Below are 23,668 nucleotides of genomic sequence, written 5' to 3'. Positions count from 1 at the left end.
CTTCTCCAAAACCGAGGTTTTGCGGAGTAAGATTGATATCAGCGGAACCATCAAATAGCACACCATTAATTTTGCGTGGTGTGGCGAGTTTAGTTGCAGCGGCGGCAGTTGCGGCTTTCCCCAAATATCGCCCATCGGCCTCCGTTTTATTCCATGCGTTAATGTCACCAGCCAACAAGTTGACATCAGCAGATAACGGTTTTCCGTTAATCTTAATTGAACGTAGCGCATATTTTTGCGCCGCTTGCGCGTCAGTCAATGCGCCCACATCCCCAGCGTTCAGCGTAATATCGGCAGACAGCGCCTTGCCGTTGACTTTACGTGCCGACGGCACACGGCTGTTGGCGTTGGTATTAGCCGCTGCCGCTGATTCAGTAGCCACAGACACTTTATTATCTGTCTCTATTTTGGTGTAAGCGTCAACATCCCCAGCTTTCAGCGTAATATCAGCGGAACCATCAAACAGCACACCGCTAATTTTCCGAGGTGTAGCCAATTTAGTTGCAGCGGCGGCAGTTGCGGCTTTCCCCAAATATCGCCCATCGGCTTCCGTTTTATTCCATGCGTTAATATCGCTGGCTAACAGATTCACATCAGCAGATAGCGGTTTTCCGTTAATCTTAATTGAACGTAGCGCATATTTTTGCGCTGCTTGCGCGTCAGTCAATGCGCCCACATCCCCGGCGTTCAGCGTAATATCGGCAGACAGCGCCTTGCCGTTGACTTTACGCGCCGATGGCACACGGTCATTGGCGTTATCATTCGCGGCTTTCACGGCTTTTGGGGTTGCTGCGAGTGTTTCGCTATCGCTGTTCGTCGCGTTGCTCAGTTGCACAAGTCCCTTTACAGTCAGTGTCCCGTCAGGATGTTTGCGACTCTTTTCATGCTCCGCCAGTGCATCATCCACGTAAGCTCGCGTTGCCAGCACCACCGCCGGATCGATTTTCAGTGTGACTGCCTCGGTGCTACTGACAATCAAAATCATACGCACGGTTTGAATGCGGCCGCTGCCTTCCTGCAATTGGGGTTTGTACGTTTCTGGGCAGTTTGCGATAGCGATCAGATTCTCGTCATCGTCAAACAGGCCGATCTCACGAATCCACCAACCGCCTTCATTTTCTGGAATGACCTGCTCAGCAATAATCTGGCTGGGGTTTTTCGGGTCAACACTCAGGGTATTGAGCGCGGCCCGACGTTTCTCGTTAATCAGTTTGGTTTGTGCCGGGTTTGGGGTTGGCAATACGCCGCCGCCGTCACCGACGGCCATCCGAGTAATGTTCAGGCGGCTACCCAGTGCGGTCGCGTTAGCCAGTTTGGCGGCGCCGATGTTGGTTAACAGGGCAAAATAGGTTGCGCTCATGCGGTTACGCTCACGTTGTCAATTAAATGAAGCGCTGCCCCGGTCACATCTAGACCGGACACAGTGATAGCTTCAGGGAAATAGGGGTAAACGGTCAGGTCATCACCGTCGTAAATCGTGGCGGCAACATAGGCAGCGCCCTGTGTGTCGAGGTTGATATTCAGCCCCAGCAGGTGACGCGACGCGGGTTTAGCGTCGGCAATCAGCCGCTCCAACTCGTAAAACGTTTCTTCTGTGATGCCGCTATCCTGTACGCCAATGTCTAACCGAAACGTGCCGGGTGATTCGCCGCTCTGCCACCATTCGATGATGCGAATCAGGTATCCGAACGGTTCGACCACACGACGCAATGCCGCAATCGTTCCTTTTTGCCTATGTATCAGCCACGCGGATCTAATTACCTGCCGCTTTGTTTTTTCCGACCAGTTTTTATCCCACCTATCAACAGAGAGTGCCCACGCAAGGTACGGTAACAGTTCAGTAGGACACCGTTCAGCGTTCCATAACAAATTTAAATCAATGGGGATATTACTCAGCTTCTGCGTGGATACGGCAACGCTGCGCATAAATCCACTGGCAGAAGGAGGAAGCAGATCACTCATCAATGCCCCCGGTTGTAACAATAAAACCCGTGCAATACGCTGCCTGCGTGTCACTAATCACTATGTCGTGTGGCGGCTCTACGACCCTCACTCGCTGCACTCCTTGAACATGCAGCGCCGCCATGATTGACGATAGAGCAACATCCCGCCCAATCATCCCTTGCTCACCGATCCATGATTGCAACGCCTTTTGCGCAGCGGTATGAATGGGTTCAGATTCAGGTCCCGGATAAAGGTAAAGCACGGCATTAATCGAAAAATCAACGATCTCAGCACTCTGAACCGTCAGCCTATCCGCAACCGGCCTCTTATCCTCGGCTGACAACGCCGTTTCAACGGTCAAAAGCAACTCAGATGATGCAGCTCCGTTACCTTCAGACGAAATCACAGAAACGACGACAACCGCAGGTGATGGGCTAATCGCTTTTGCATCCTTAACTTTCCCGCTCGCGCTCTTAGCAAAATATTCATAGGCCGCAGTTGGCCCTGCGACGCTAAGCCCTTCAAATGCTGATTGAGCACGCAAGCGAAATGCGGCGTCACTTTCCATTACCGCATCTTCGCTTTCCGTTTCTTCTGTTATCACCAGCCGTTCTGTATTCAGGTTTGCTGCGAGGTTATCCAGATCGTTTGATACAGCATGACTCAACATGCAAGATGCCGCGCCCTCGTTAATCCGTTGGCGTAACATCAACTCGCGATACGCAATAACCTGCGCTATCTGGTTAAGCGGCTCTGACTCTAATTCAAGAGCGGCGGCAACAGATGCCTGCTGGTTAACAGGGAACACGGCGATCATGACCGCTTTCACGTCTCTCAAGATGACTTCAAAGTCCAGCACTTCAATGATCTGCGGCTGGGGCAATTGTGATAAATCAACTGTCGCCACCGTTCCCCCCTTTAATCGTTATTGTTCCGCTGCTGGGCTCCATCGTTTCAGTGATCAAACCACTTAAGCTGGCTTCAACCTTCCCCGACTTTGAATAAATAATATCTACCGTGTTCAGCGCTAAACGAGGCTCCCAGCGCGTTAATGCAATGACAGCCGCGCTCATTAACTGCATGCGAGTAACCTCGTTTTGTGGTGCATCAATCAAATCCGGCACGATAGAGCCATAATCACGGCGCATTACTCTTGATCCTACTGGTGTCGTCAAAATGTCACGCGCGGAGTGCCACAAATGATCTCTGTCTGCCAGTGTTCCCAGGCCGTCCGGGTTCATGCCGATATAGCGCGCGCTCATTTCGTGCCATCCGTCCAACTGCCGCCGCTCTCTACAGCCCCGTGCGAGTGATCGTCAATCTGAACCCCGTTTGATTTAAACGCGCCGCCTTGATGAACGACATCACCCTCCATTTTCCCGCCCTCAGTGAATGAGAATGTTTTTGCAACAAGATGCTCAGTACACTCAACGACTGGTGTTTCCATCGTGACGCCCACCGACGCGACAATACGCGCCGTTTTCATTCCCCTGGCTTCCAGCGCGCCAGCGGCGGCGTCATAGCGCACCGTTGCGCCGTCCGGGGCCTTGATCACCAACTCGTTGATGCTGCTACCCGGTGCCGGATTTTCATTGCTATAGATACTGCCGAGAATGACGGCGGTTTCGGGATTGCCACCAATGCAGCCAAGTAATACTTGCTCACCGACTGATGGCGGGATCCACACACTGAACGCCCCCGCGCGTAACGCATTCCAGCGCAGCCAGTCCGTATCCAGCCTCCCAGAACTAACACGCACACGCCATTCATCAACGTCGATCTCGGTCACAACGCCGACGCGCAGCACGTTTTCAAGCAATCGCAATAATTCGGCAGTCATTGCAACCTCATCGACTCAATCATTTTTTCGGCAATAATCCGGCGATCACTTTCACTCAAACCAAGCAGCACACGACGCGGGTAATTAACTGATGCCGTACCACCAACCCTGTCCCGCAAACCGAATTGATGAACTCTTGCTATATATGCAGCTATGCCGAAAAAACCTACGGTTGCGCCAGAGGTATCTGATCTTGCGCGCAACCATCGCGACGTTCTAAGACGCCTAAACATGTCCTGTTTTTTAGTCGCGCTTTTTTTTGTCTCAGTTAAATCAATATCTAACCACGCTGAAATATCAGATCTCCGGAATGATCGCTCAGCACCTTTTGCCAAGTCACGGCCGGTTACCATTTTTGCGTTATTCCGTCCCGTGGTATGACGCCAATCAACCAACTCACGCAAACCCCCGCGATACACTACGCGCAGGCGGCGATGTGTTTTTTTTATTGGGTGACGTCGCCCTTCATACTGTGATCCGTCTGGATTTTGCTGCCGCGCAATACGCTGCGACTGACTACGGCGTAGGGCGATCGCTATTGCCCTGGCTGATGTACGTCGCCCTTGCGCTGACATTCCCGTCATGATGCCGTTGAATACCTCATCGAGCTGATGAAACAGGGTATCGGTATCAGCCATGAGCAATACCACCTTCAAAAACCACTTCCCATTCCCCACCACCCAGGCGCGGACGCGGCTCGGCCAAATGTTCAGCCGTCACTGCGCCGCTTTCATCACGCGTGACGATCACGCGCTCCCATACCGGTATTTTGAACAGCACATCGGCGGTGTCATCGCTGGCAATATCTGCATCAAATTCAATCAGTTTATTTTTATCAGGGTTCAACAGCAGGTCAGGCTGATTAATGCGGAGCCAGTCAAGGATCGGCAACATGAGATCGTCAATGTTTCCGGGGTAATCCATGGCCAAGACACTGATCGGATAGCGGTACATGAACGAACTATCATCACCCGCTATTTCAATAGAGCCTTTTTCTACCCAGACGGTGATACCCTCCGGATTAGCTTTGCACCAACGATTTTTCTCTGTCAGCGCCGCGCGCAGTGATTCCGCTTTTAACATTTATCAACCCTCATCGCGTTTCTTGAATTCGCCCGCCGGTGCGCTACCGCGCTCCTGGCATTCGATTGTGATATCAACCTGAGCGGCGCAATCAGCCAGCGCCGCTTCTGTCTCATCAAGCTGATTATTCAGATCGCCGTTAGTCTGCGGACTGGATGCCGGGAACCGGCACGGCGTCAACTTCAGACAGCCATTTACGATAAGCGCTACCGCCGATGATGGCTGGTCGTTGCCGCAGCCTGGCAATATCAGCAGGCAGAAGAGTGCCAGCCCAATGCTTAAGCTCTTGGTTTTCACGTTTTAACCTCTCAATCAGTTTCTGCCTATCTGACAATGCTGCCCGGTTCTGCACTGCTAAATCACGCAGCCTGGCCTGATCTTCGTCACTACGTTTTATCTGTTCAGTAAGCGCGTTAAGCTGGTCGCTTTTTTCATCCAGTGCGTCACGCTGCTGTTTCAGCGTTTTTTCCTGCTGGCTATTCAGCTTTTGTGAATTCTCTAATCGCCAAGACTGCAAACCAGCTCCCGCAACCAGCAGGAAAAATACGACAATCCGCCAATCCTTAATTAGCCCGATCAAAGCGCTACCCGCTCGCGTACCCAGCCATAAAGAAAGGCTTCATTCGCCGCCCGCTGCTCTGCTAACTCAAGATAACGAGCGCCTTGACTGCAATTCATAGCCTTAAGCATTACTTGTTCTCCATCAGCACCTCGGGCGACTAGGTATTGGCGAAGCGCGGTAATAGTTCGCGGGCCGATATTCCCATCAGGTAATAAATCAGGATAAAGCCGCCCACCATCATTTAACGCAGTCAACCAGCGCTGGAACCAACGCGACGGAACAGACGGCCCCATGTTGATCCCTGTATCACATAACTCCGCTGCGATGGCTGCTGATAGTGTCGCTACTTGGTCATAACGCGGTGCATACCAGTAGTCAGCCTCATAAATTGCCAACGCCTCCGCACGCGATAAATTGCGTATATCACCGCTGTAGCCATGCGCGCGCGCTACCTTTTCAGTAATACCGAAATTTGTCGCACCGCCTTTGTCTGATGGGTGGTTTACATACCCTCCCTCTCGATCAAGGATTGCGTTAAAAATTTCATCTTTTCTCATGACTTAACGCCTCATTTATTCCGCTCGGCTATCACCAGAACTACTACCATCACTCCAGCGCCGCGAGCGCCGCTGAATCAGTAATTCAATAGTCTGATAACCTGCGATCCCCAGCATCGAACCAATGCCACATATAGCGGTGAGAGGCAGGTTCGGAAATTGAACCAACACGACACCTGCGACCATTGACACAAAACCACCCAACAACATACGTCCGATAAACAACCGCAGCGTGATCGGCTCACTACCTGCCAACACTTTTCCCACTGCGATCAGCACACCGATAACAAACAGCGTGACAACGCTCTTCTCCGCTTCATTCACAATTAGCTCCAAAGCTGGATCGTTTGCGGCTCGTTGGCCTCCACTGCATCCGGCATTTCTACTGACTGCCCAGCAGCCAAAAATAATGTATTGCTCAGACCTGGATTAGCGGCAATGACAGCCTCAGTTACACCGTCTGTACGCCCGTAATGCCGGTAACACAGTTGATCGACGGTATCTCCCTGTAGCGCTTTCACTTTCACTAAAACGCCTCCGCAAAGTTGCGCTCAGCACCGCGAATGTCCGACATAGCCCAGCGCGCATCACGCCACAGATCCGCTGCCTGCAATGTCAATGCGCTGGCGTGTTTCTCGCCCGCGTCGCCAGTTGTATCAACGTCGCGGTAGTTCTCAATCAGCAGCGCACGGGCGATACTGAATACCGCGCGGCGATATCGATACACCTTCACGCTGCTGCCGTTTATCAATGAAGCAGGGACGAGATCTAACGATGTATAACCATCGCTAACCCTGCTGGCTTGCCATTCCGATAACTGATCGGTGATGTGCGCTACCGCTTCGATCACAACGTGCTTTAGCCTGGTTGTCGTCACCGCGCCGTTAATGCGCATTTCCATGCGAACATCGCTTAACGAGATCTCCGGCCAGAACGCGGCGGCGCTAACTTTTTCTCCGTTATCATCGATATCTGGCACATCGTCAGTGGCGGCGGTGACAGATCGCCCAGCAACAAAGCTCATGATCAAAGCTCCTAAAAGGTTGGCGGTGAGCGAGTGGAGAAAAACACACGCTATACGTTGCAGATCTCCACTCGCGCCGCCAGCGCTCGGGGCGCAAGTCGGTTATTCGGTTTTTTCGCTCGCAGTCTTTTTTGCTACTGTTTTTCGGGCCGTTGTTTTCTTTGTTGTCGCCGCCGTTCTGCGCGTTGTTTTACGGACTGCGGTCTTATTTGCTGCCGTGGCCGCCACAGCCGAATTTGACGATGCTTCATCACTTTCGGTAGTCGCCGCATTTTCAGCCCCACCCCCGGTGCCATCCTCCGCAGCATTACCAGCATCGTTACCGCTGCCTGCATCGGCGGCGAGGTTGGCCTTTTTAACCAGTCTCGCCAGACGTTCGATCTCTTTCTTCACTCCCGCACCCGCATCCAGCTTCAACGCCTGCCGCAACAATTCCAGTGCCGCTACCTGGTCAGTTTCAGTACCGTTTCGCAGTGCAAACGCGCGGGCCTTGCGTAGCTTCGCAGTAACCTGATCTGGCATATCCGAGCTATCGACAATCTGCGCCAACTCTGCCAGTAGCGGCTGGAATGCGGAGACATCCGCGGTGTTATCCGCCTTTATCTGTACCAGAATCGGATCACAAATCTCTTCAACAAGAACTGTGGCAGAGGTGCGGTTAAATCGGTCAGGCATCGAGAGGCCGTGAGCGACGACATAGCGGCCAATGCGTACCGCTAACGGGTATTCAGCAGCATCAATCGCCCATACCATCAGCGTTACAATCACTTCATCTTGCCTGCCGCTATCCCCCTCAAGCGTCCCATCAATCCAGCCCTCATACTGAGGAAGCAGCCGTTTTTTCATCACGGCTTTCCCCTGGTCAGATTGCACTTTGCGTAATGCACTCTGATCCATGCGCAGCCGGTGAAGAATTTGTTCATGAGCCGTGCGCGCGGTATCAGAGTGTTCGTCTGTTTTACCGTGGCGCTCCGCCATGACTCTTTGGAAATGTTTTTGTGCCGGTGTCAGCATTATCCCGTCCCCGAGTAACGGCGGGCTTAAGCCCGCCTAGTGCGTGCGGTATTACTCGCCGCCGTTCTCTGCCTGCGCAAAAGTAATGCCGTCAATAAACGCCACGTTGCCGTAATCTTCGATAACGAAATCATCGTTAGACGATTGATAGGTAGCAACGCGGTTATATTCCGACTCTTCTTTAATCGTCCTGCGCAAGCCGCCGCGCTGGTAATACACCGACAGGTTTTTAAACGGCGTAATCAGCACACCATTTACAGGGAAGTACGGCGCGATAAAGGTCGGCATGTTGCCTACACGTTCCTGAGCAACAATAAGCTGACCGGCCAGCGCTTCAGTATTTGGATTGGTCTGACTCATCGCGTTAATTGCGGGGAAGTTACTGGTTGTCAGCAGATCGCCAGCCAGTATCACGACGTTGTCAGGATTACGTTTATGCCACTCGTCCATCAGACTGTTTTTCGCGTCATAAACCGCAACCGACAGGTTGCCGTAGGTGCCCTTTGCAATGACTTTATTGTCTTCATCACGCGCAGTGATCGTGACATCAGAAATACGGCGATGAGCCGCTTCTGTGCGGATTTTTTGCAGCCAACCAATACCGCAATCCTGCAATAGCGGATTAGCGGCACGGTCAGACGGGTCAGCGTAGCTTGTGCCGTTAAAGCCGATCATGATGCGATCCAGCGACATTTGGCGCGCCATTGCGGAACTGATTAACGGCTGAAAGTTTGGCTGATGTGCCCAGGCATCTAACTGTTCGTAGCTGATACCGTAGTCATAGTTAACCTTGCGACACGTATAATTGAATGGCTCCATCGTGTGATTCATGCCCGGATTACGGCGCACAGTAGTGCCGTTGTTCACCCCGGCCATCGGCCCCTTACTGCCAATCAGGACTTTTTGCCCGATCTGCTGGGTAACACCGAATACGTTAATTTTGCTCAGGAATGTATCGCTTTGCTGCGCAGCGGCTTCAAGTCGCTGCTGTACCGTTGGATCAACGGCAAATTTTGCCGCGATAGCGGCTGACGAAACACCGTTTAATTGGGCCTGCCGGGCAATATACTGATCAAACAGTTGGCGGGTAATGTTTTCCATATTCTTTTGCTCTCGTTATGAATATCAGTAGTCAGCCAACTGCGAGTTACTGCCCCCGCCGGCCGGTGGGCGATGACTGAAACTGCTATCAGTCACGGACAATTTCTGGCGTAGCGCCTCAAGATCGCTGGTCAGCTTTTCAATAGCCTGTTTATCACTTGCCCGCGCCTGCTCTATAGCACTGAACTGATCGCTCAGATCGGCCTGAGACTGCGCCACGACTTCCACGGCCTGATGAACCTGGCTGAATCGCTCATCATCGGATTTCTTACCTTTGCCCAGAATTCCCATGACGCGGTTAAACCACTGCTTTCCTTCTTCACCACGCTGCGCCGTGAGTTCGATAACGTCAGCTTCAATCGCATCAGAGAACATCGGGGCTTCAGCCTGCTGGTTATTGAACGCCATAACCTGCGCGCGCTGCTGCGCTGTAAATTTCAGACGTTCAGTACCCAGACTGGCGGGCGTATCAGTCATTGCCAGCCCCATCACGTAGGCTTTTCCGTTTAGGGCAAATTGCGGGTGCAACTCAATGCTGGAAAAAACCTTCTTCCCGGCATCGGTCAACTGTTTCATCCGGGCAGACGGTTCGATCTCTGCATATAGCGCGGTGCGCCCAGACAGCGGGCCGTCAGTAATATCTTCTGCGCTCAGCGCAGTAACATCCCCCATAGCGCCGAAATCGCTATCAGGGTAAGGGGAAAGGTAGTGCTCGACGTTGACACGTGCGCCATAGACTTCCGGGCTGTAATTTGCCGCTGCATCGCGCAGGTGTTCAGGCTTGATTTCTCGCCCGTCAACGGTGGCACCGGAGACGGCAACACGGAATTTCTTACGTGTAGTAGCTTTAGCTGCCATATTCGTTTGCTCGTTTTGTTGAGTTCCAAACGATGATGACAGGCGCGAGGCCACACCCTCAACGCGTTGTTGTTGTAGGAGAAAGCTGACAACCACAGGCACAAGAAACTACCCGCGCGCGCGGGTTAATCTCCCCGACATGAAACAAGGGGATGGCAATGACAGTTCAGGAAGCATTCATCAGGCAGCGCGCGCGACAGCTTTACTGGCAGGGATACCCGCCAGCTGAAATCTCTCGCCTGATGGGCATCAATCAAAATACGGTTTACGCATGGAAAAAACGCGACGAATGGGACGAAACACCCACAATACAGCGCGTCACAACGTCGATCGATGCACGACTGGTTCAACTGACTGCAAAAGACAAAAAGACAGGCGGCGACTTTAAAGAAATTGACCTGCTGACACGCCAGTTAAAGAAGCTTGATAACGGAACGCCCGCGACGCAGCCCAAGAAAAAGATCCGCAAGAAACAGAACTATTTTTCAGAATCACAGATTGCAGCATTGCGTACGAACATTCTCGACTCACTGCACTGGCATCAACTCGGCTGGTATGACAATCATCATCACCGCAACAGGATGCTGCTGAAATCTCGTCAGGTTGGTGCGACGTGGTATTTTGCGCGTGAAGCGCTGTTACGTGCGCTGAGTGACGATGTGAAGTACAAGCATCAACTGAACCAGATATTTTTATCAGCCAGTCGCCGCCAGGCTTATCAGTTCCGCAGCTTCATTCGCTCCGCAGCCGCAGAGGTTGATGTTGAACTGAAGGGCGGCGACATGATCCAACTGTTCAACGGCGCTGAACTGCATTTTCTGGGAACGTCAGCGGCGACAGCCCAGTCGTACACCGGAAATCTTTATTTTGATGAATTTTTCTGGGTCGGCCAGTTCGCAAACTTGAAGAAAGTTGCGGGAGCAATGGCGACCCTCAAAGGGCTTACGCGTACCTATTTTTCCACGCCGTCAGCAGAAAGCCATGAGGCTTACCCGTTCTGGACAGGGGAAGCATTCAACAAAGGCCGCAAGAATGGCGCCCGCATTGAGTTTGACACATCGTGGAAGACATTGAATAGCGGCGTGATGTGTCCAGACAATATCTGGCGCCAGATCGTCACCCTGAAAGACGCCATCGATCACGGCTGGGATCTCACCGACATTGACGAAGTTCAACTGGAAAACAGCCCGGAAGAATATGAACAGCTCTATAACTGCCAGTTTATCCGTAATGGTGAAGCGGCATTCGACTACAACGCACTGCTGACGTGCGGCGCGGATGGTTACGACGACTGGCCCGACTGGAAACCCTACGCCATGCGCCCAATGGCTGATCGCCCGGTATGGATTGGCTACGACCCTAACGGCGCCAGCGGCAAGGGAGACAGCGGCGCCATTTCAGTTAACGCAGCTCCGCTCATTCCCGGCGGAAAGTTTCGCACTATCGAAACGCAACGCGTGCGCGGCATGGAGTTTGAAGCCCAGGCCGCGCTGATTATCAGCATGCTGTCACGCTATAACGTCCAGCATATCGGCATTGATGGGCAAGGCATCGGCGAAGCCGTCTGGCAGTTAGTGAAGAAAGCCTTTCCGGCAGCGGTATGTTACCAATTCTCTGCATCAAGTAAGCGCATGCTGGTACTGAAGATGCTACAGATTATCCGCAGTGGACGCTGGGAATACGACAGAGGGGAACGCGACCTGATCACCGCGTTTAATGCCGTACGCAAAGTTGTTACACCGGGCGGCGTTATCACCTATGACACCGATCGTTCACGCGGCGTAAGTCACGGCGATCTAGCCTGGGCAACAATGCTCTCAATTATTAACGAGCCGCTGGGGCAAGAAGTCGGTGGCAAAATGACGGTTACGGAGTATTAAATTGAGCAAACGCAAGCCATATCGCACACAACGGCAAGGTGGAACAGATCTGGCCGCAGAATTACAAAAACTCCCTGGCCTGAGTACGTTTACATTCGACGGCCCCTGGCCTGTGAGTGGCGCGCATGATCTGTTAGATAACATGTACTGTGCTAACAATGGCCGGTATTACGATACGCCAATCAGTTGGTACGGCCTGGCTCGCCAGTTCGGCTACGCAAGCTGGCACCAGTCTGCATTGTTCTTCAAGCGTAACGTGTTGGCTGGCTGCTTCATTCCGCACAAATTACTATCACGTCAGGCATTCTCTGCGTTCGCGCTTGACTGGTTTGTGTTTGGCAATGCATACCTTGAGATGCGCAAAAACTGGATTAACGGGCCGCTGGGGTTTCGTAACTCACTGGCTAAATACACCCGGCGCGGTTCCGACCTCGATACATACTGGTTTATTCAGTCTGGACCGGATGATCACCAGTTTGAAACCGGCTCTGTCTGCCACGTCATCAACCCTGATATTCATCAAGAAATCTACGGTATGCCTGAATACTTTGCCGGGCTACTGTCTGCCAACCTGTCACACTCTGCTGACAAGTTCCGCAAACTGTATTACGACAACGGCTCTCATGCAGGCTGCATCGTTTACGTGAACAGCGCGATTGCTGATCAGGAAAGCTTAGACAAACTGAAGAAAACATTGACGGATACGCGGCGGGGAGGGGCATTTAAAAACATCCTGCTGCATGCACCACAAGGTGGTAAGGACTCAGTGCAGATACTGCCGTTTAGCCAGATATCAGCAAAAGATGAATTCATTGGCGTCAAGTCATCAACGCGTGATGATATTCTCGCCGCTCACCGCGTTCCGCCGCAATTAATGGGCGCAATGCCGGAAGGCAATGGCTCGTTTGGAGACGTTGAGAAAGCAGCCCGCGTATTCGCTATCAACGAACTAACTCCCGTCATGGAATCAATGAAGCACATCAATGACTGGCTCGGTGAAGAAGTGATCCGCTTCAATCCGTACGCCCTGCTTGAACCAGTGAAGTAACCCACGACATCACACCGTCATGCGGCGGTGTGACACACATCATCACCCGCGCATACCAAACACCCCCAACCAGACGCCGCCAGCGGCATTCTAACGTGTTCATACATATCAGAACGCACAATGCACCCATTCAGTTCGCACCAATCACAGGCCGATTCAGGAAGCATTAGACCCCCTACCCATACCCCAAAGCGCGCGCTTGCTCCCCCGCCTCGCCCGCGCACTAAACACGCCTCTTTTTGTGCAATATCTCAGGGTAGGGAAAAGCGCGCCAGTTCTGGCGCGGGATAGGGTTCAATGGTGTGAAATAATTGTGCAAATTTGTGCAGGATCTTACAATGGAAGATTAAAAATAAATTAAATGCTTTATCTTGCTTCAAGTTGCGCTATTATACCTCTAGCAAGTTGCTTCAACTTGCAGCGTTATAACCTGATTCTTTTGAGAGGTATGACCTTCATGAAAAACTTAGTTGACCGAATAGCCGATGGTGAGGCGACACTGCTTGGTATAGACGAAATTTGTAAACGATTAGGGATTTCTCGCTCAACACTAGAGCGTTGGATACGCAATGGCAGCAAGCAAAGCAATAAAAGCCGCCGCTTAAAAGAACTTGCCGAAGGCATTATGCAAAATAGTGCAGGCCTAACGCCCTCGGCAGTAACAGGAGGGATAGGGCTTCCGAACCGCATGCTCGATATAAACGAGTCAAGTAGCGATAATTCCATAGTCTTCCCGGCTCCTGATATAAAAATCGGCCAAAGTCCAAAATGGGAATTACAAACATTCAAAAATTGGCTATCAAAAAATTCAACTGTCTAATAAATAAGAGTGCTGGCTACTTCTTTTGGAATAGCCAGCACTCTTGATGGCAAGAAACACAATCAATCACCGTCAACTCTATTAAGCTCTACCATCACCGCCAGCCGTTCCGCTGGCGTCATCGCTCGATACTTAGCCGCCCACCTTTCCGCCTTACGCTTGATGCGCTGCCGATCGATATAGTCTTTACCAGCAAACTTCGCACTATATGCCATGCCCTCCGGGAAATTCATCCATAGCTTTTCCGTTCTGACTCCACCGCGTGTCATGACCTGAAATTCGATAGCGCGCCAGCCATGCAATAGCTCGTCGTAAAGCGATGACGGATAGCCGGAAATCATCACGCTGGCTGGGACACGTCGCAGTGTAGCGATCAGTTCCTGGTGGTCATCGGCGGTGTATTCGTAACGGTAACGATTCCGACTGGTGCGCGTTTCGGGCAGATAGGGCGGATCGACGTAAATCAGTACCCGACCCGCGCGGGTAAAGTCGAACGTACGCAGGTATTCCAACGCATCGCCACAAACCAGGCTCACATTACTGTTTCTCTGGCTTAATGCATGCGCATAAACAAATTTATTGAGCGCATTCTCATCAATATCTATCCCGATATTTTTCATAGCAACAGGCTTTCTTAGCATGATTGCGCCGCCGCCCAGGTGCGTTTCTATGTACGTATCATGCGGTGGCATGTTGGCGATAATTTTCTGATACGCTCCTGACGCGGCCTTGCTTCCCAGATAGCTCATTATTTTGCCTCCGCACCTGGCTTTAATATTCCAACGCAAATCTCAACGCACTGATCGCAGATACACACACTCCTCGTCCCAACAATGATTTTTTTGGCTTCAGCCCTTGGTATATTGCAGAATGAGCACTGTAATTCACCGTTAACAGCGGTCATCCCTTCACGCTTCAAGGCCTGATAGCCATTCCTAACTGACTCAGCACAACCTACAAGCTCACCTGGCGTTAAATTTTCATTGACCATGATAGTTTGCAATCGTGATGAAACACCCATTAGCTTCAGTTCCTTAATGGTGTATTTCGGTATTTCTTTACCTTTAGGTATTGCCATGATTCCCCCTTGTGGTACCACATAGCTATTTTCATCTGTGCTGCAGCCGCATCATTTCTGACTGTGATCTATGTTCTGGCCAGCACAGCCGGTTATGACTATGAAACATCACGCAGCGTCGCGATCCGATGTAACAGCGACGCCGCTCTATCCTGATATTCCGCGTCTTTTTGCTTTTTCGTCTGGGCTCGATACAGACAGCCGTCAGCGCTAGCAATGTATGCATAGCCAGCGAGCGCGATTGCATTGCCTGTTTCCAGCCGCCGCAACTCACCGTCGCTGATATCCCAACCCAATGAGCGGGCGAAATCGGCAACGCTGGCACGCCAGTCGTCCGACCGTTTACTAACAGTCTGTTTTTCACTCTCTTTGTGCGGCTGAGTTGTGGACGAGTGTTCTTTATGTCGCCGATCCGGCGGCTGAGATCGAAGTCGATTAAGCAATCCACGCCGTTCCATATCGGTCATGTGTTCAAAGTCGATATTTTCTGGTTCTGACGTACTGCCAATCTCTCTATCGGCGGGTTCGGAAATGCTTACTTTTTCGTCGCCCGTAGAGTTATTGACAGAACTCCAAGCGCCGCCGGTTGGCGACGTAACGGCCAAACCACGCCCAGCGCTATCATTAGCGCCTGCGTCTGCTGCCTGTTTCTTGCGGATTTTCCACTTAACGAGACGGGTACAGATGCGCGACAACTCACCCAAACGCGGGGAGAAAACACCAAAGATTTTTTCTGGTGTCTCGCCGTAGTCGTTTTGCTCGTCGGCTTCCTCATACGCGATGCGCACGGTGTATAGCTCGCGCGGGATCAGCACACCGCCTTGCTTTTCGATGTAAGTCGCGAAGCAGCCAGCATCGGCAGAGGCTAGCACGGCATCCATTGCCGGATCGGCTAACTGAGAAGCGCCACGCTTGAATGTTCCGGCTTCTTTCTGCACTGCGGTAAGTTGGTTTGCCAACTTGCGAAGCTCACGCCAAACAGTTACAGGCGGCAAGCCGAACGGCTGAAACTGCCGGATGTTATGTTGAGATGCCCAGGCCATCGCAAACTTTGCGGTTTCGCGCAGAGGCTTTCCGGTTTCGTTATCACGCTCACCGTCAAGTGCGTAGCCGTCGATGTTTTTACTGATATATTTCGCAACGTAGGCGGTGGCGCTACCCTTCCTAGGATCAAGACGCTTCGCTTTAAAGCGCGCGCCGGTATTGCGTCCCAGCTCAGCGCGGTCTACAGCGATGAAGTATTCACGCAGAATTTCAGTGATTTCTTTCCGGTCTTCGGGCGGCATGAATAGCAATACGTGCCAGTGCGGCGTGGCGTCGTGATGCGGTTCTGCAACGCGAAAGCCATACGGACGCAGGCCGCGTCGGTTCAGTTTCGACATAGCCTTAGCCCACGTCTTACATAAATAACGCTGCCCCTGCCGAGGTGATGAGGTATCCCACTTGGGATTTTGATGACCGCTCTGAATGGTGGCGTGATAGCGCGACGGGCAAGTAATAGTAAGAAAAACCCCCGCGTCACTGCGCGATATGGCAACCATTTCAACGCCTGCCATTCTCGTCATGAGTTCGTGACGGCGAATAACAGGATTGCTGATGCTTGCGTATACCATGTTTTCCAGCGATGCGACGTTGCCATCTTCATCAACCAGTTCATGGGCCTTAAAGAATTCGCGGTTTTTACGGCGTTGCTCTTGCCACTGGTTCAGTGCATCGATACTGACATACGGCATGCGTTTCTTGTGGATCACGCCGATGGCGCGGAACTGGTTTTCTCGCCATTCGCAGCGCAAACGCCATAACTTACGCCCCCACCATTCGGGGCTGATGATGCGCAGAATGGCGGAGCAAATACGTTTTTTTGATTCGTCATCGCCAATGATCACGCCCCAGCACGGCGGCGTTATGCGTAGCGCCAGCATTTCACGGCCTAAATGCCAGAAAAGCGCCTGAATCTCGTCATTGGTCATATCAGCGGGCAATGTGCTGCCGCATTCGGTTTCAAACATTTCCGCGATGCTGGCTGCGATAGCGTGACCAGCGTTAATCGCTTCATGTTTCGTAAATTCTGCCAGATGCTGCCAGCGTGCACGCCAGTAGCTGACAAGCTCTGAAGTAAAACCATCGCGCACACCTTGCTTGGCACGCACAGCATCAAGACGCAGCAGGGCTTTTTTCACGGTTCCCATGAAAAAGGCGCTGACGTGTCTCACTTCGCGGTTCGCGCGCAGCCATTCTATTTTTTTCCTGTATGTATCACGGATAAAAAACGGCTGTTCCAGCAAGCGCCCCTCAACACCTTCCGGCGTTTCCATCCAGTATTGCAACGCCGCATGATGCTCATTTCGCTCAACTTCAGCGAACTGGCGGCGCATCGTCAGCAGTGTTGAATTAAGCTCGAAGTAGTCCAACCGCGCGACGGCCTGATCGAAATCCAGATCGGAGAAAGCGGCACGCGATACCAGCCGTTTAAGATGCTTGTCTACGGCTGGATGCGGCGTGGTGGCATTTGCGGTAGAAGAGGGAAAAGAGTCAGCGATCCCCTGATACGCGGAGATCGCTGGGCGTGGCGCATTCCACGGATAAGCCCACTGTTCGGACATTACTCACAAACCCCGGCATAGACGCTGTTGCAAACCATCGGATCGACGGCTTCGCCCAATAAATCGAACTGTTGCCCCCCTCTAGTTGTTAACGCCCAATCTCTGTACGTATGGATACCGTGCGACTCGACACTAATACACTCAATGCGCCGTTCCGCTTTTTTGGGATCGTTTGTTGATGGGAAGAAAGTGGAATTCTGACGACGAGAACATGCAGCAACGAGGTTCTCCCGGCGCGCCACTCGCTCTACTTCTTCCGGCCAGCGACGGAAGATTTCCGCAAGCTCGGATTTTCTGGCGTGTATGCACGGCATACATCCAACGCGGCTACACCCCTGCTCATAAAGGGGGTTTGGCTTGATAGCGTGCCGCTTTGCCAATGCAAAGACATCAGCATGTTTCCAGTGAAGAATGGGGCGATAGATGCTTAGGCGCGGCCCCAAATCAAAACCGGATTCCCATTCTGAAAGAAGCGCACGCGGCGCGGATTCTTCGGCGCGAACACCTTGCCAAGAGACGACCTCAAACCCCGCATCAGTGATCGGTTCAACAACCTGTAACCGGATAGGTTCGTGCTTTAACTCAGTTGTGCAAAATCGGCGCTTAGTGGATGGGAAGCGGCCTTTCCACATACACAGATCGAGAAACGGGATACCAGTGGGATGCAGGGTATCTAACGCAGTAGCGATAATTTTTGCGGCCTGCTTATCAGTAAAACCACAGTCTGAAACTAGTGTCGTAGGCCACTTTTCAGCAATGAATTTCCTTTTGCCTTCTATTTGCCGAGAAAAGTCAGCATGGACGCGCCTTATTCTGGTATCAGCAAAGGCTGGGATGTGATCAACTCCAGACTCTATAGCCAGCAGCCATTGAGCTAGTGAGTCCTTCCCTCCAGAAACAGATATACAATTGATTGTGTTTGGTTCACGGCAGCGCCAATTTAGGGTGAATAACATCAGAACGCCTCCCCATCGAACGCACCGGAAGCAACCATTTCCTGATACGTCGCATCGCCCATGCATGGGCCACAATCAGGGCAGCAACCGCCGCCCGCACGCCCACAGCCGTCACAGGTTTTCAGCACGCCGATCACTTCTTTTGCGGCACCGCGCGTGATTGCGCTCGCACTAACTGAGCGCCGAACTGCGATTTCATGAAATTTATAATGTTGATAAATCTCACGTGTGGCTGTCGTATCGCTGTTTGAGATAACAACTGACGCACCCGTTTCCCGATTGATACGTGACAGCACATCAGCTAATTCCTTGTGACTGTCTGGCGTAAATGCTGATGTGTAATACTGCGTGAAATTAGCTGTGTCGGAGGCAGGCAAGTACGGAGGGTCGCAATAAATTACGACGCCTGATTCAGCATAAACACGAAGTGTTTCTTTGAAATCTGCGCAAATAAAAATAGCGCCGGTATCTTTGGCTTTTTCCGCAAACTGCCTAATTTCGTCTTCTGGAAAATATGGTGCGGTATACCTACCAAACGGAACATTAAAGCCGCCAGATCGGTTATATCTGCACATGCCGTTATAACCATGTCGGTTTAAGAAAAGGAATTGTGCTGCGCGATTTATCTTTACAGCATTTGGGCCAGCATGCGGGATCGTGTAATCCATCGAGCGAGAATTAAAGTCGCGCCGGGTGTCTTCATATCCATGCGCTGTATTGAACATTTTGAATAGCCAGCGCGCATCCTCTATGAGTTTTTCAGGGTAGCTGGCTGCTTGAGTGTACAGATTAATCAGATCCGCATTAATATCGGCCAAAACATAACGGCGATAGTCCGTATTCAGGAATACCGACGCGCCACCGACAAATGGTTCGATAAGACAATCGCCCTTTGGCATGATCGGCAGTAAATCGGGCAGGACGCGGGTTTTACCCCCCGCCCATTTGATGAACGGGCGGATCATAATTCACCGCCATTATTCTGAACTAAACGAGACATAACCGCAGAAACCAACGCGACCTGGCTGATCGCATCATCCAGCGCGTTATGCTTAACTCCGATGGTTTCTGCTGTGCTGAGAAAGCGCCCCATATCCATGATGGCGAACCCGACTTCTTTCATCGTTCTGACGTCACGCTCATTCCAGTAATTCCACGGAACATCAATATCCGTTCGCTCAAATGCTGTTTTCAGGATGGTGCAATCAAACGACGGAGCATTCGCCCACACTTGCAATGTTTCTAGGCTTTCAGCGTTATCTGTCAGCCAGTCGCTAAATTCGCTGAGTGCGCCCCAAATCGGGGTAGCATCATCGCTAATTAATTCGGCACGGGCGTCTGATGACTGGCGCAACCACCATTTAATGGTGTTGCCATCTGGCACAGCACCATTGAGCATGTCGTTTTCAAAATCGACGCGGCAATAAAAACGCTCACCCAATTCACCTGTTACAGGATGAAAGAACACCGCGCCGATTGAACCCACCGGCGCGTTGGCTTTTTTCCCCAGCGCTTCAATATCAATCATGACGTTGTTCATACGATGATCTCCTGTGACGAGTGCTCAAACCGCTCAGCCTCTTTGCGCATCAACTCGATAACCTCTGCGGCTGAAAACTCTTTTTGCTGCGCATGGAGTGCCAGCGCTGCAAGACGTTGAGAAAACGACCAATGCTGGTCTTTTTTTTCCTCCAGACGTGCTTTACCCAGCAGAGCGACAAGCGCATCACTACCAGCTACTTGCATCGTTTTAACTTCTGCATTTCTCATCGTGATTTCCTTTTTTCAGGTAATAGAAAGCCCGGCGGGTTTACGCCTTTAAAAACGGGATTTAACGGTTAAAGAATTAAATGTTTGGGGAATAAACTCACAACTGCTTTAAGTTTATTCATCGCTTTAATCAGCTTTGCTTTTTCTTCAGTTGTCAGTTCATTAAATTTCAGGTTATGCCGTTCCTTATTAATATCCGCTAATTCAAATATCGCTGAAAGCACGCGCATATTATCTGAATGCGTTGATTTCCTATCCTTACGGTTTCCGTCATAAAATCTTTCATCGCGCAGATCGTCAATAAACCGGCACATTTCTTTTTCACTGTTTGTGTGGAAGTGTTTCCCTCTCAGCATTGCTATGTGATTAAGCCCGTCAGTTCTGGCCGCGATACTCAGCGGAACGGCGCGGGCGGCTTCGGTATTAGCCATGACGGTTACGCCGCAATACCCATTAAACGGGCGAACCAGCGACGCTTTTTAGGCGCTGGCATATATGGCCTTCTGCTCCACGGTGCAAAATAAGCCTGCGCGGGGGTTGGCTGGAAACGCTGGCCGTTTGGTAATTCCAGCCAGCCTTTATTTTCCTGCTGCGGTGATGGTGATTTTTCTTTTAATAAACGCGCTGTGCTAATCATGCTGAATTCCTCATGCTGTGCAGTTCGTTGATATAAGAAGTCGCTTGCCCTAATGCATCAAATAGCCCGAATGACTGATCGCCTTGACTTATGCGATAACGAGTTATTGGATTAGTTGCTGTTCTGGGGCAGCGAGTAATAGAGAAGCCGCGATAAACGCTGGTATGTTCACTGATTTTAATTAATTCACCGCTCATGCTGACATCCCACGATGACGGCGGCTGGTTGGTTTACTGGCACTAATTCGATCTTTCCAGCTATGCCATTCTGGTGGCGCTGTTTCAACCAACTGCTCCGCGTATTTGTCCCACTCCCTGCGGTGAATCCACAATTCAGCATTACCACCCGGCTTTTGCGGATCTGCCATATAAAAAGCAGGTAATTTCCCTGCTTTAGCCATTGCAACAATAGCCGATGGCGTTTTACCTACATACAGAGCAAACCCTTCTTTTGACAAGAGATCTGCTGGCTTCTCTGACAATCGAACCTGGCGACGTGGCGCAGTGAGTGCCGATTCGTCCCCTTCCCCGTCAACAATGGTTTTAGCCTCGTCTTGCATTTGCTATCCTCCGACTTGGTTCCGTATCACTATCTGACACTATTTAAGTCTATCTAGATGTGATTGCGGGTTTCGTATTGGGATTAAATTATCGGATACAAACACCAATGTCAACATACGAGCAATGCGAGAAACTATCTCTTATACGTGAGTCTGAAAGACTCAACAAAAAAGAAATGAGTCAACTTATTGATATTCCTTACAGTAGTCTTGCCAACTACGAAGCAGGGAGAATGAAGATGTCATTTGAAGCGGGAGCTAAATTATTCAAGCACCCCAGATTTAGAAAATACCGGGACTGGTTCATGTTCGATGAAACCAACCCAGAAGCTGGGCAGATTGCACCGGCCCTCGCACACATTGGGCAAGACGAAACAAAATCTCACCAATCCGATCAAAAGATTGGCTAACTATTTACTTTCATTACCTTTTTGATATTGATTTTCAAGATGATGATTTCATCGGAGAGTTATCTTATGTCGATTAAGAAACTTGATGATGGTCGTTATGAAGTGGACGTTAGGCCGCAGGGTGCAGAAGGAAAACGCATCCGGCGTAAATTTAATACAAAAGGCGAAGCTCAGATTTTTGAGCGTCACATTTTGGTCAACTACCACAATAAAGATTGGGTAGAAAAACCAGCAGACCGCCGAAAACTGACAGAATTATTATCCCTTTGGTGGGTTTATCACGGTAAAAGCCACAATCGGGGAGACATTGAGAAAGGAAGGTTGAACGCTATTATTGTGAAACTGGCTGAGATGGGCGTAATTCGTGCAGACCAACTCACGAAAAAAGCGATTCTGGATTACCGCGTAAGCAGGTTGAATGAAGGTTTAAAGCCATCCAGCGTTAATCGACATCATGCCATTTTAAGCGGGATGTTTACGAAGCTCATTGAAGCCGATGAGTATCACTCTCAGCATCCGTTTAAAGATATTAAGCAGTTTAAAGAACAACAGGTCGAAATGGCGTTTTTGACTGTTGGAGAAATAGAAGATCTGCTTCAGCGATTGGATGGTGATAACCGTAAAGCCGTTCTGGTCTGCCTGGCAACAGGGGGACGATGGGGAGAAGTCGCCAATCTGAAATGTGAACACATTATCAATAATATGCTCACGTTCATGAAAACAAAAAATGGGAAACGTAGAACCATTCCCATATCGGCGGCGCTGACTACACAAATAAAGCACGCTAAAACGGGGTTTGTATTTCACCCAAACTATGACGCAGTACGAAACACCCTGCGTGCAATGAAACCCGACCTACCAGATGGGCAAGCACTGCATGTGTTCCGGCACACATTCGCCACGCATTTTATGATGAATGGAGGTAATATTATTACACTGCAACGAATTTTGGGGCACTCAACGATCCAGCAAACGATGGTCTACGCGCACTTTGCACCAGACTTCTTGCAGGACGCGGTGACACTTAACCCACTCAATGGAGTGTCCATATAATGTCCATGAACCTGTACTATTTGGCACTAGTTGGTACTTTATGAATATCGCAACAGATTGTTTTACAAGTGAATCCGGCGTATTTACTGGGACTGACAAGTCAGTAATCGGTCGCATCCACTCCTTTGAATCCTGCGGTACCGTCGATGGTCCCGGTATTCGCTTCATTGTATTTTTCCAGGGTTGCCTGATGCGGTGTTTGTATTGCCATAACCGGGATACCTGGGACACGCACGGCGGTAAAGAAATTACTGTCGAAGAACTGATGAAAGAAGTTGTGACCTATCGACATTTCATGAATGCGTCAGGTGGCGGTGTGACCGCTTCTGGTGGCGAAGCGATCCTACAGGCTGAATTTGTCCGTGATTGGTTTCGTGCCTGTCAGAAAGAAGGTATTAATACCTGTCTGGACACCAATGGTTTTGTACGTCGTTACGATCCTGTTATCGATGAATTACTGGACGTCAGCGATCTGGTCATGCTTGACCTAAAACAGATGAACGATGATATCCACCAAAATTTGGTCGGCGTTTCAAATCATCGAACGCTGGAATTTGCTCGTTATCTGGCAAAGCGTAACCAGCGGACCTGGATTCGATATGTCGTTGTTCCTGGCTGGTCTGATGACGAAAAATCCGCTCATTTGCTGGGTGACTTTACAAAAGACATGTCCAACATCGAAAAAATTGAACTTCTTCCCTACCATGAACTAGGCAAACATAAATGGATCGCGATGGGAGAAGAATACAAACTGGACGGCGTTAAACCACCGAAAAAAGAGACCATGGAGCGCGTAAAAGAGATTCTTGAGCAATATGGTCATAAGGTTATATATTAAAGAAACAACGCATTGAGCAAATTTTTTGTTCAA

The 23,668-nt window shown here is 50.7% G+C and carries 33 protein-coding genes; 6 read left to right on the top strand and 27 right to left on the bottom strand.

The genetic code is table 11. The features are described from left to right. From ACKPVM_RS10745 to ACKPVM_RS10670, 16 genes are all read right to left on the bottom strand, one after another. Positions 1-1,360, bottom strand: a 1,360-nt coding sequence (locus ACKPVM_RS10745; RefSeq protein WP_409309030.1) for a phage tail protein, incomplete at its 3' end; no start/stop codon positions are given. Further along, positions 1,357-1,965 (bottom strand): phage tail protein I, encoded by a 609-nt coding sequence (locus ACKPVM_RS10740; RefSeq protein ID WP_409309029.1) that lies wholly within the window; start codon positions 1,963-1,965, stop codon positions 1,357-1,359. The genes ACKPVM_RS10740 and ACKPVM_RS10745, both read right to left, overlap by 4 nt. After that, positions 1,955-2,851, bottom strand: coding sequence for a baseplate assembly protein (locus ACKPVM_RS10735; protein ID WP_409309028.1), 897 nt, complete (start codon positions 2,849-2,851; stop codon positions 1,955-1,957). Before ACKPVM_RS10735 ends, ACKPVM_RS10740 begins: the two co-directional genes overlap by 11 nt. Further along, on the bottom strand, positions 2,838-3,206 hold the full coding sequence (locus ACKPVM_RS10730) for a GPW/gp25 family protein (RefSeq protein WP_409309027.1): 369 nt from the start codon (positions 3,204-3,206) through the stop codon (positions 2,838-2,840). The genes ACKPVM_RS10735 and ACKPVM_RS10730 overlap by 14 nt, the downstream gene beginning before the upstream one ends. After that, positions 3,203-3,784, bottom strand: a complete 582-nt coding sequence (locus ACKPVM_RS10725) for a phage baseplate assembly protein V (RefSeq protein WP_409309026.1) — start codon at positions 3,782-3,784, stop codon at positions 3,203-3,205. Before ACKPVM_RS10725 ends, ACKPVM_RS10730 begins: the two co-directional genes overlap by 4 nt. Further along, a complete protein-coding gene (locus ACKPVM_RS10720) occupies positions 3,781-4,422 on the bottom strand; it encodes a phage virion morphogenesis protein (RefSeq protein WP_409309025.1) in 642 nt (213 codons plus the stop codon). The genes ACKPVM_RS10725 and ACKPVM_RS10720 overlap by 4 nt, the downstream gene beginning before the upstream one ends. Continuing rightward, positions 4,415-4,867: a phage tail protein gene (locus ACKPVM_RS10715; protein ID WP_409309024.1), complete on the bottom strand. Its 453-nt coding sequence runs from the start codon at positions 4,865-4,867 to the stop codon at positions 4,415-4,417. The genes ACKPVM_RS10720 and ACKPVM_RS10715 overlap by 8 nt, the downstream gene beginning before the upstream one ends. A gap of 3 nt (positions 4,868-4,870) precedes the next feature. After that, a complete protein-coding gene (gene lysC / locus ACKPVM_RS10710) occupies positions 4,871-5,122 on the bottom strand; it encodes an Rz1-like lysis system protein LysC (protein ID WP_409309042.1) in 252 nt (83 codons plus the stop codon). Further along, entirely contained in the window at positions 5,007-5,447 is a 441-nt protein-coding gene (gene lysB, locus ACKPVM_RS10705; protein ID WP_409309023.1) for an Rz-like lysis system protein LysB, read from the bottom strand. The genes lysC and lysB overlap by 116 nt, the downstream gene beginning before the upstream one ends. Continuing rightward, entirely contained in the window at positions 5,444-5,986 is a 543-nt protein-coding gene (locus ACKPVM_RS10700; RefSeq protein WP_409309022.1) for a glycoside hydrolase family 108 protein, read from the bottom strand. The genes lysB and ACKPVM_RS10700 overlap by 4 nt, the downstream gene beginning before the upstream one ends. Positions 5,987-6,001: 15 nt before the next feature. Next, positions 6,002-6,310, bottom strand: a complete 309-nt coding sequence (locus ACKPVM_RS10695; protein WP_409309021.1) for a phage holin family protein — start codon at positions 6,308-6,310, stop codon at positions 6,002-6,004. A 2-nt stretch (positions 6,311-6,312) separates the two neighbouring features. Further along, complete coding sequence (locus ACKPVM_RS10690; protein ID WP_400290514.1) at positions 6,313-6,513, bottom strand: tail protein X; 201 nt, start codon at positions 6,511-6,513, stop codon at positions 6,313-6,315. Further along, complete coding sequence (locus ACKPVM_RS10685) at positions 6,513-7,010, bottom strand: head completion/stabilization protein (RefSeq protein ID WP_409309020.1); 498 nt, start codon at positions 7,008-7,010, stop codon at positions 6,513-6,515. The genes ACKPVM_RS10690 and ACKPVM_RS10685 overlap by 1 nt, the downstream gene beginning before the upstream one ends. A 102-nt stretch (positions 7,011-7,112) precedes the next feature. Then, positions 7,113-8,024 (bottom strand): phage terminase small subunit, encoded by a 912-nt coding sequence (gene gpM / locus ACKPVM_RS10680; RefSeq protein ID WP_409309019.1) that lies wholly within the window; start codon positions 8,022-8,024, stop codon positions 7,113-7,115. 51 nt (positions 8,025-8,075) lie between these two features. Continuing rightward, positions 8,076-9,125 (bottom strand): phage major capsid protein, P2 family, encoded by a 1,050-nt coding sequence (locus ACKPVM_RS10675; RefSeq protein WP_409309018.1) that lies wholly within the window; start codon positions 9,123-9,125, stop codon positions 8,076-8,078. A 24-nt stretch (positions 9,126-9,149) separates the two neighbouring features. Next, positions 9,150-9,983 (bottom strand): GPO family capsid scaffolding protein, encoded by an 834-nt coding sequence (locus tag ACKPVM_RS10670; RefSeq protein ID WP_409309017.1) that lies wholly within the window; start codon positions 9,981-9,983, stop codon positions 9,150-9,152. Positions 9,984-10,141: 158 nt separating this feature from the next. Between ACKPVM_RS10670 and ACKPVM_RS10665 the strand changes: the two genes are divergently transcribed. The 3 genes from ACKPVM_RS10665 (at position 10,142) to ACKPVM_RS10655 (ending at position 13,731) form a co-directional block, all read left to right on the top strand. Continuing rightward, a complete protein-coding gene (locus ACKPVM_RS10665) occupies positions 10,142-11,863 on the top strand; it encodes a terminase large subunit domain-containing protein (RefSeq protein ID WP_275071481.1) in 1,722 nt (573 codons plus the stop codon). A 1-nt stretch (position 11,864) separates the two neighbouring features. Beyond that, a complete protein-coding gene (locus ACKPVM_RS10660) occupies positions 11,865-12,911 on the top strand; it encodes a phage portal protein (protein ID WP_409309016.1) in 1,047 nt (348 codons plus the stop codon). A gap of 457 nt (positions 12,912-13,368) precedes the next feature. Then, positions 13,369-13,731 (top strand): helix-turn-helix transcriptional regulator, encoded by a 363-nt coding sequence (locus ACKPVM_RS10655; RefSeq protein ID WP_409309015.1) that lies wholly within the window; start codon positions 13,369-13,371, stop codon positions 13,729-13,731. A 62-nt stretch (positions 13,732-13,793) separates the two neighbouring features. Here ACKPVM_RS10655 and ACKPVM_RS10650 read toward each other — a convergent pair whose 3' ends face one another. From ACKPVM_RS10650 to ACKPVM_RS10600, 11 genes are all read right to left on the bottom strand, one after another. After that, complete coding sequence (locus ACKPVM_RS10650; protein WP_409309014.1) at positions 13,794-14,480, bottom strand: DNA adenine methylase; 687 nt, start codon at positions 14,478-14,480, stop codon at positions 13,794-13,796. After that, entirely contained in the window at positions 14,480-14,635 is a 156-nt protein-coding gene (locus tag ACKPVM_RS10645) for a ClpX C4-type zinc finger protein (RefSeq protein WP_409309041.1), read from the bottom strand. Before ACKPVM_RS10645 ends, ACKPVM_RS10650 begins: the two co-directional genes overlap by 1 nt. A gap of 272 nt (positions 14,636-14,907) precedes the next feature. Further along, entirely contained in the window at positions 14,908-17,412 is a 2,505-nt protein-coding gene (locus tag ACKPVM_RS10640; protein ID WP_409309013.1) for a replication endonuclease, read from the bottom strand. Beyond that, complete coding sequence (locus ACKPVM_RS10635; RefSeq protein WP_409309012.1) at positions 17,412-18,368, bottom strand: phosphoadenosine phosphosulfate reductase domain-containing protein; 957 nt, start codon at positions 18,366-18,368, stop codon at positions 17,412-17,414. The genes ACKPVM_RS10640 and ACKPVM_RS10635 overlap by 1 nt, the downstream gene beginning before the upstream one ends. Further along, the gene (locus ACKPVM_RS10630) at positions 18,368-19,333 is read right to left on the bottom strand and encodes a DNA adenine methylase (RefSeq protein WP_409309011.1); all 966 of its coding nucleotides are present in this window, start codon (positions 19,331-19,333) and stop codon (positions 18,368-18,370) included. The genes ACKPVM_RS10635 and ACKPVM_RS10630 overlap by 1 nt, the downstream gene beginning before the upstream one ends. Next, positions 19,330-19,908, bottom strand: coding sequence for a 3'-5' exonuclease (locus ACKPVM_RS10625; protein ID WP_409309010.1), 579 nt, complete (start codon positions 19,906-19,908; stop codon positions 19,330-19,332). Before ACKPVM_RS10625 ends, ACKPVM_RS10630 begins: the two co-directional genes overlap by 4 nt. Beyond that, a complete protein-coding gene (locus ACKPVM_RS10620) occupies positions 19,905-20,138 on the bottom strand; it encodes a DUF2732 family protein (RefSeq protein WP_409309009.1) in 234 nt (77 codons plus the stop codon). Before ACKPVM_RS10620 ends, ACKPVM_RS10625 begins: the two co-directional genes overlap by 4 nt. Positions 20,139-20,206: 68 nt before the next feature. Beyond that, positions 20,207-20,569 carry a DUF5347 domain-containing protein gene (locus tag ACKPVM_RS10615; RefSeq protein WP_409309008.1) on the bottom strand — a complete coding sequence of 121 codons (363 nt, stop codon included), beginning with the start codon at positions 20,567-20,569 and terminating at the stop codon, positions 20,207-20,209. A 5-nt stretch (positions 20,570-20,574) separates the two neighbouring features. Next, positions 20,575-20,775 (bottom strand): phage filamentation protein Fil family protein, encoded by a 201-nt coding sequence (locus ACKPVM_RS10610; protein WP_409309007.1) that lies wholly within the window; start codon positions 20,773-20,775, stop codon positions 20,575-20,577. Further along, positions 20,772-20,972, bottom strand: a complete 201-nt coding sequence (locus ACKPVM_RS10605) for a hypothetical protein (protein WP_409309006.1) — start codon at positions 20,970-20,972, stop codon at positions 20,772-20,774. The genes ACKPVM_RS10610 and ACKPVM_RS10605 overlap by 4 nt, the downstream gene beginning before the upstream one ends. Further along, on the bottom strand, positions 20,969-21,334 hold the full coding sequence (locus ACKPVM_RS10600) for a Cox family DNA-binding protein (protein WP_409309005.1): 366 nt from the start codon (positions 21,332-21,334) through the stop codon (positions 20,969-20,971). Before ACKPVM_RS10600 ends, ACKPVM_RS10605 begins: the two co-directional genes overlap by 4 nt. A 107-nt stretch (positions 21,335-21,441) precedes the next feature. On the opposite strand from ACKPVM_RS10600, the gene ACKPVM_RS10595 reads away from it, so the two are divergent. The 3 genes from ACKPVM_RS10595 to pflA all read left to right on the top strand — a co-directional run bounded on the left by ACKPVM_RS10595 (position 21,442) and on the right by pflA (position 23,635). Then, positions 21,442-21,744, top strand: coding sequence for a helix-turn-helix domain-containing protein (locus ACKPVM_RS10595; protein WP_409309004.1), 303 nt, complete (start codon positions 21,442-21,444; stop codon positions 21,742-21,744). A gap of 66 nt (positions 21,745-21,810) precedes the next feature. After that, positions 21,811-22,797 (top strand): phage integrase, encoded by a 987-nt coding sequence (locus ACKPVM_RS10590; RefSeq protein WP_409309003.1) that lies wholly within the window; start codon positions 21,811-21,813, stop codon positions 22,795-22,797. Between the two features lie 157 nt (positions 22,798-22,954). Continuing rightward, on the top strand, positions 22,955-23,635 hold the full coding sequence (pflA, locus tag ACKPVM_RS10585) for a pyruvate formate lyase 1-activating protein (RefSeq protein WP_409309040.1): 681 nt from the start codon (positions 22,955-22,957) through the stop codon (positions 23,633-23,635). Positions 23,636-23,668 lie beyond the last annotated feature (33 nt).

This window comes from Pectobacterium hainanensis, from assembly GCF_046237015.1.
Classification (GTDB): domain Bacteria; phylum Pseudomonadota; class Gammaproteobacteria; order Enterobacterales; family Enterobacteriaceae; genus JBJYIN01.
The sequence above is the reverse complement of the archived record's forward strand: the minus strand, read 5'-3'. Positions and strand labels throughout refer to the sequence as shown.

What these genes read in the sequence shown, in the direction of transcription:
- ACKPVM_RS10730 (WP_409309027.1), bottom strand. Translation starts at nt 3,206, where the DNA reads ATGAGCGCGCGCTATATCGGCATGAACCCGGACGGCCTGGGAACACTG.
- ACKPVM_RS10725 (WP_409309026.1), bottom strand. Translation starts at nt 3,784, where the DNA reads ATGACTGCCGAATTATTGCGATTGCTTGAAAACGTGCTGCGCGTCGGC.
- ACKPVM_RS10720 (WP_409309025.1), bottom strand. Translation starts at nt 4,422, where the DNA reads ATGGCTGATACCGATACCCTGTTTCATCAGCTCGATGAGGTATTCAAC.
- ACKPVM_RS10715 (WP_409309024.1), bottom strand. Translation starts at nt 4,867, where the DNA reads ATGTTAAAAGCGGAATCACTGCGCGCGGCGCTGACAGAGAAAAATCGT.
- ACKPVM_RS10700 (WP_409309022.1), bottom strand. Translation starts at nt 5,986, where the DNA reads ATGAGAAAAGATGAAATTTTTAACGCAATCCTTGATCGAGAGGGAGGG.
- ACKPVM_RS10685 (WP_409309020.1), bottom strand. Translation starts at nt 7,010, where the DNA reads ATGAGCTTTGTTGCTGGGCGATCTGTCACCGCCGCCACTGACGATGTG.
- gpM (WP_409309019.1), bottom strand. Translation starts at nt 8,024, where the DNA reads ATGCTGACACCGGCACAAAAACATTTCCAAAGAGTCATGGCGGAGCGC.
- ACKPVM_RS10675 (WP_409309018.1), bottom strand. Translation starts at nt 9,125, where the DNA reads ATGGAAAACATTACCCGCCAACTGTTTGATCAGTATATTGCCCGGCAG.
- ACKPVM_RS10670 (WP_409309017.1), bottom strand. Translation starts at nt 9,983, where the DNA reads ATGGCAGCTAAAGCTACTACACGTAAGAAATTCCGTGTTGCCGTCTCC.
- ACKPVM_RS10665 (WP_275071481.1), top strand. Translation starts at nt 10,142, where the DNA reads ATGACAGTTCAGGAAGCATTCATCAGGCAGCGCGCGCGACAGCTTTAC.
- ACKPVM_RS10655 (WP_409309015.1), top strand. Translation starts at nt 13,369, where the DNA reads ATGAAAAACTTAGTTGACCGAATAGCCGATGGTGAGGCGACACTGCTT.
- ACKPVM_RS10650 (WP_409309014.1), bottom strand. Translation starts at nt 14,480, where the DNA reads ATGAGCTATCTGGGAAGCAAGGCCGCGTCAGGAGCGTATCAGAAAATT.
- ACKPVM_RS10645 (WP_409309041.1), bottom strand. Translation starts at nt 14,635, where the DNA reads ATGACCGCTGTTAACGGTGAATTACAGTGCTCATTCTGCAATATACCA.
- ACKPVM_RS10640 (WP_409309013.1), bottom strand. Translation starts at nt 17,412, where the DNA reads ATGTCCGAACAGTGGGCTTATCCGTGGAATGCGCCACGCCCAGCGATC.
- ACKPVM_RS10635 (WP_409309012.1), bottom strand. Translation starts at nt 18,368, where the DNA reads ATGTTATTCACCCTAAATTGGCGCTGCCGTGAACCAAACACAATCAAT.
- ACKPVM_RS10630 (WP_409309011.1), bottom strand. Translation starts at nt 19,333, where the DNA reads ATGATCCGCCCGTTCATCAAATGGGCGGGGGGTAAAACCCGCGTCCTG.
- ACKPVM_RS10625 (WP_409309010.1), bottom strand. Translation starts at nt 19,908, where the DNA reads ATGAACAACGTCATGATTGATATTGAAGCGCTGGGGAAAAAAGCCAAC.
- ACKPVM_RS10620 (WP_409309009.1), bottom strand. Translation starts at nt 20,138, where the DNA reads ATGAGAAATGCAGAAGTTAAAACGATGCAAGTAGCTGGTAGTGATGCG.
- ACKPVM_RS10615 (WP_409309008.1), bottom strand. Translation starts at nt 20,569, where the DNA reads ATGGCTAATACCGAAGCCGCCCGCGCCGTTCCGCTGAGTATCGCGGCC.
- ACKPVM_RS10610 (WP_409309007.1), bottom strand. Translation starts at nt 20,775, where the DNA reads ATGATTAGCACAGCGCGTTTATTAAAAGAAAAATCACCATCACCGCAG.
- ACKPVM_RS10605 (WP_409309006.1), bottom strand. Translation starts at nt 20,972, where the DNA reads ATGAGCGGTGAATTAATTAAAATCAGTGAACATACCAGCGTTTATCGC.
- ACKPVM_RS10600 (WP_409309005.1), bottom strand. Translation starts at nt 21,334, where the DNA reads ATGCAAGACGAGGCTAAAACCATTGTTGACGGGGAAGGGGACGAATCG.
- ACKPVM_RS10595 (WP_409309004.1), top strand. Translation starts at nt 21,442, where the DNA reads ATGTCAACATACGAGCAATGCGAGAAACTATCTCTTATACGTGAGTCT.
- ACKPVM_RS10590 (WP_409309003.1), top strand. Translation starts at nt 21,811, where the DNA reads ATGTCGATTAAGAAACTTGATGATGGTCGTTATGAAGTGGACGTTAGG.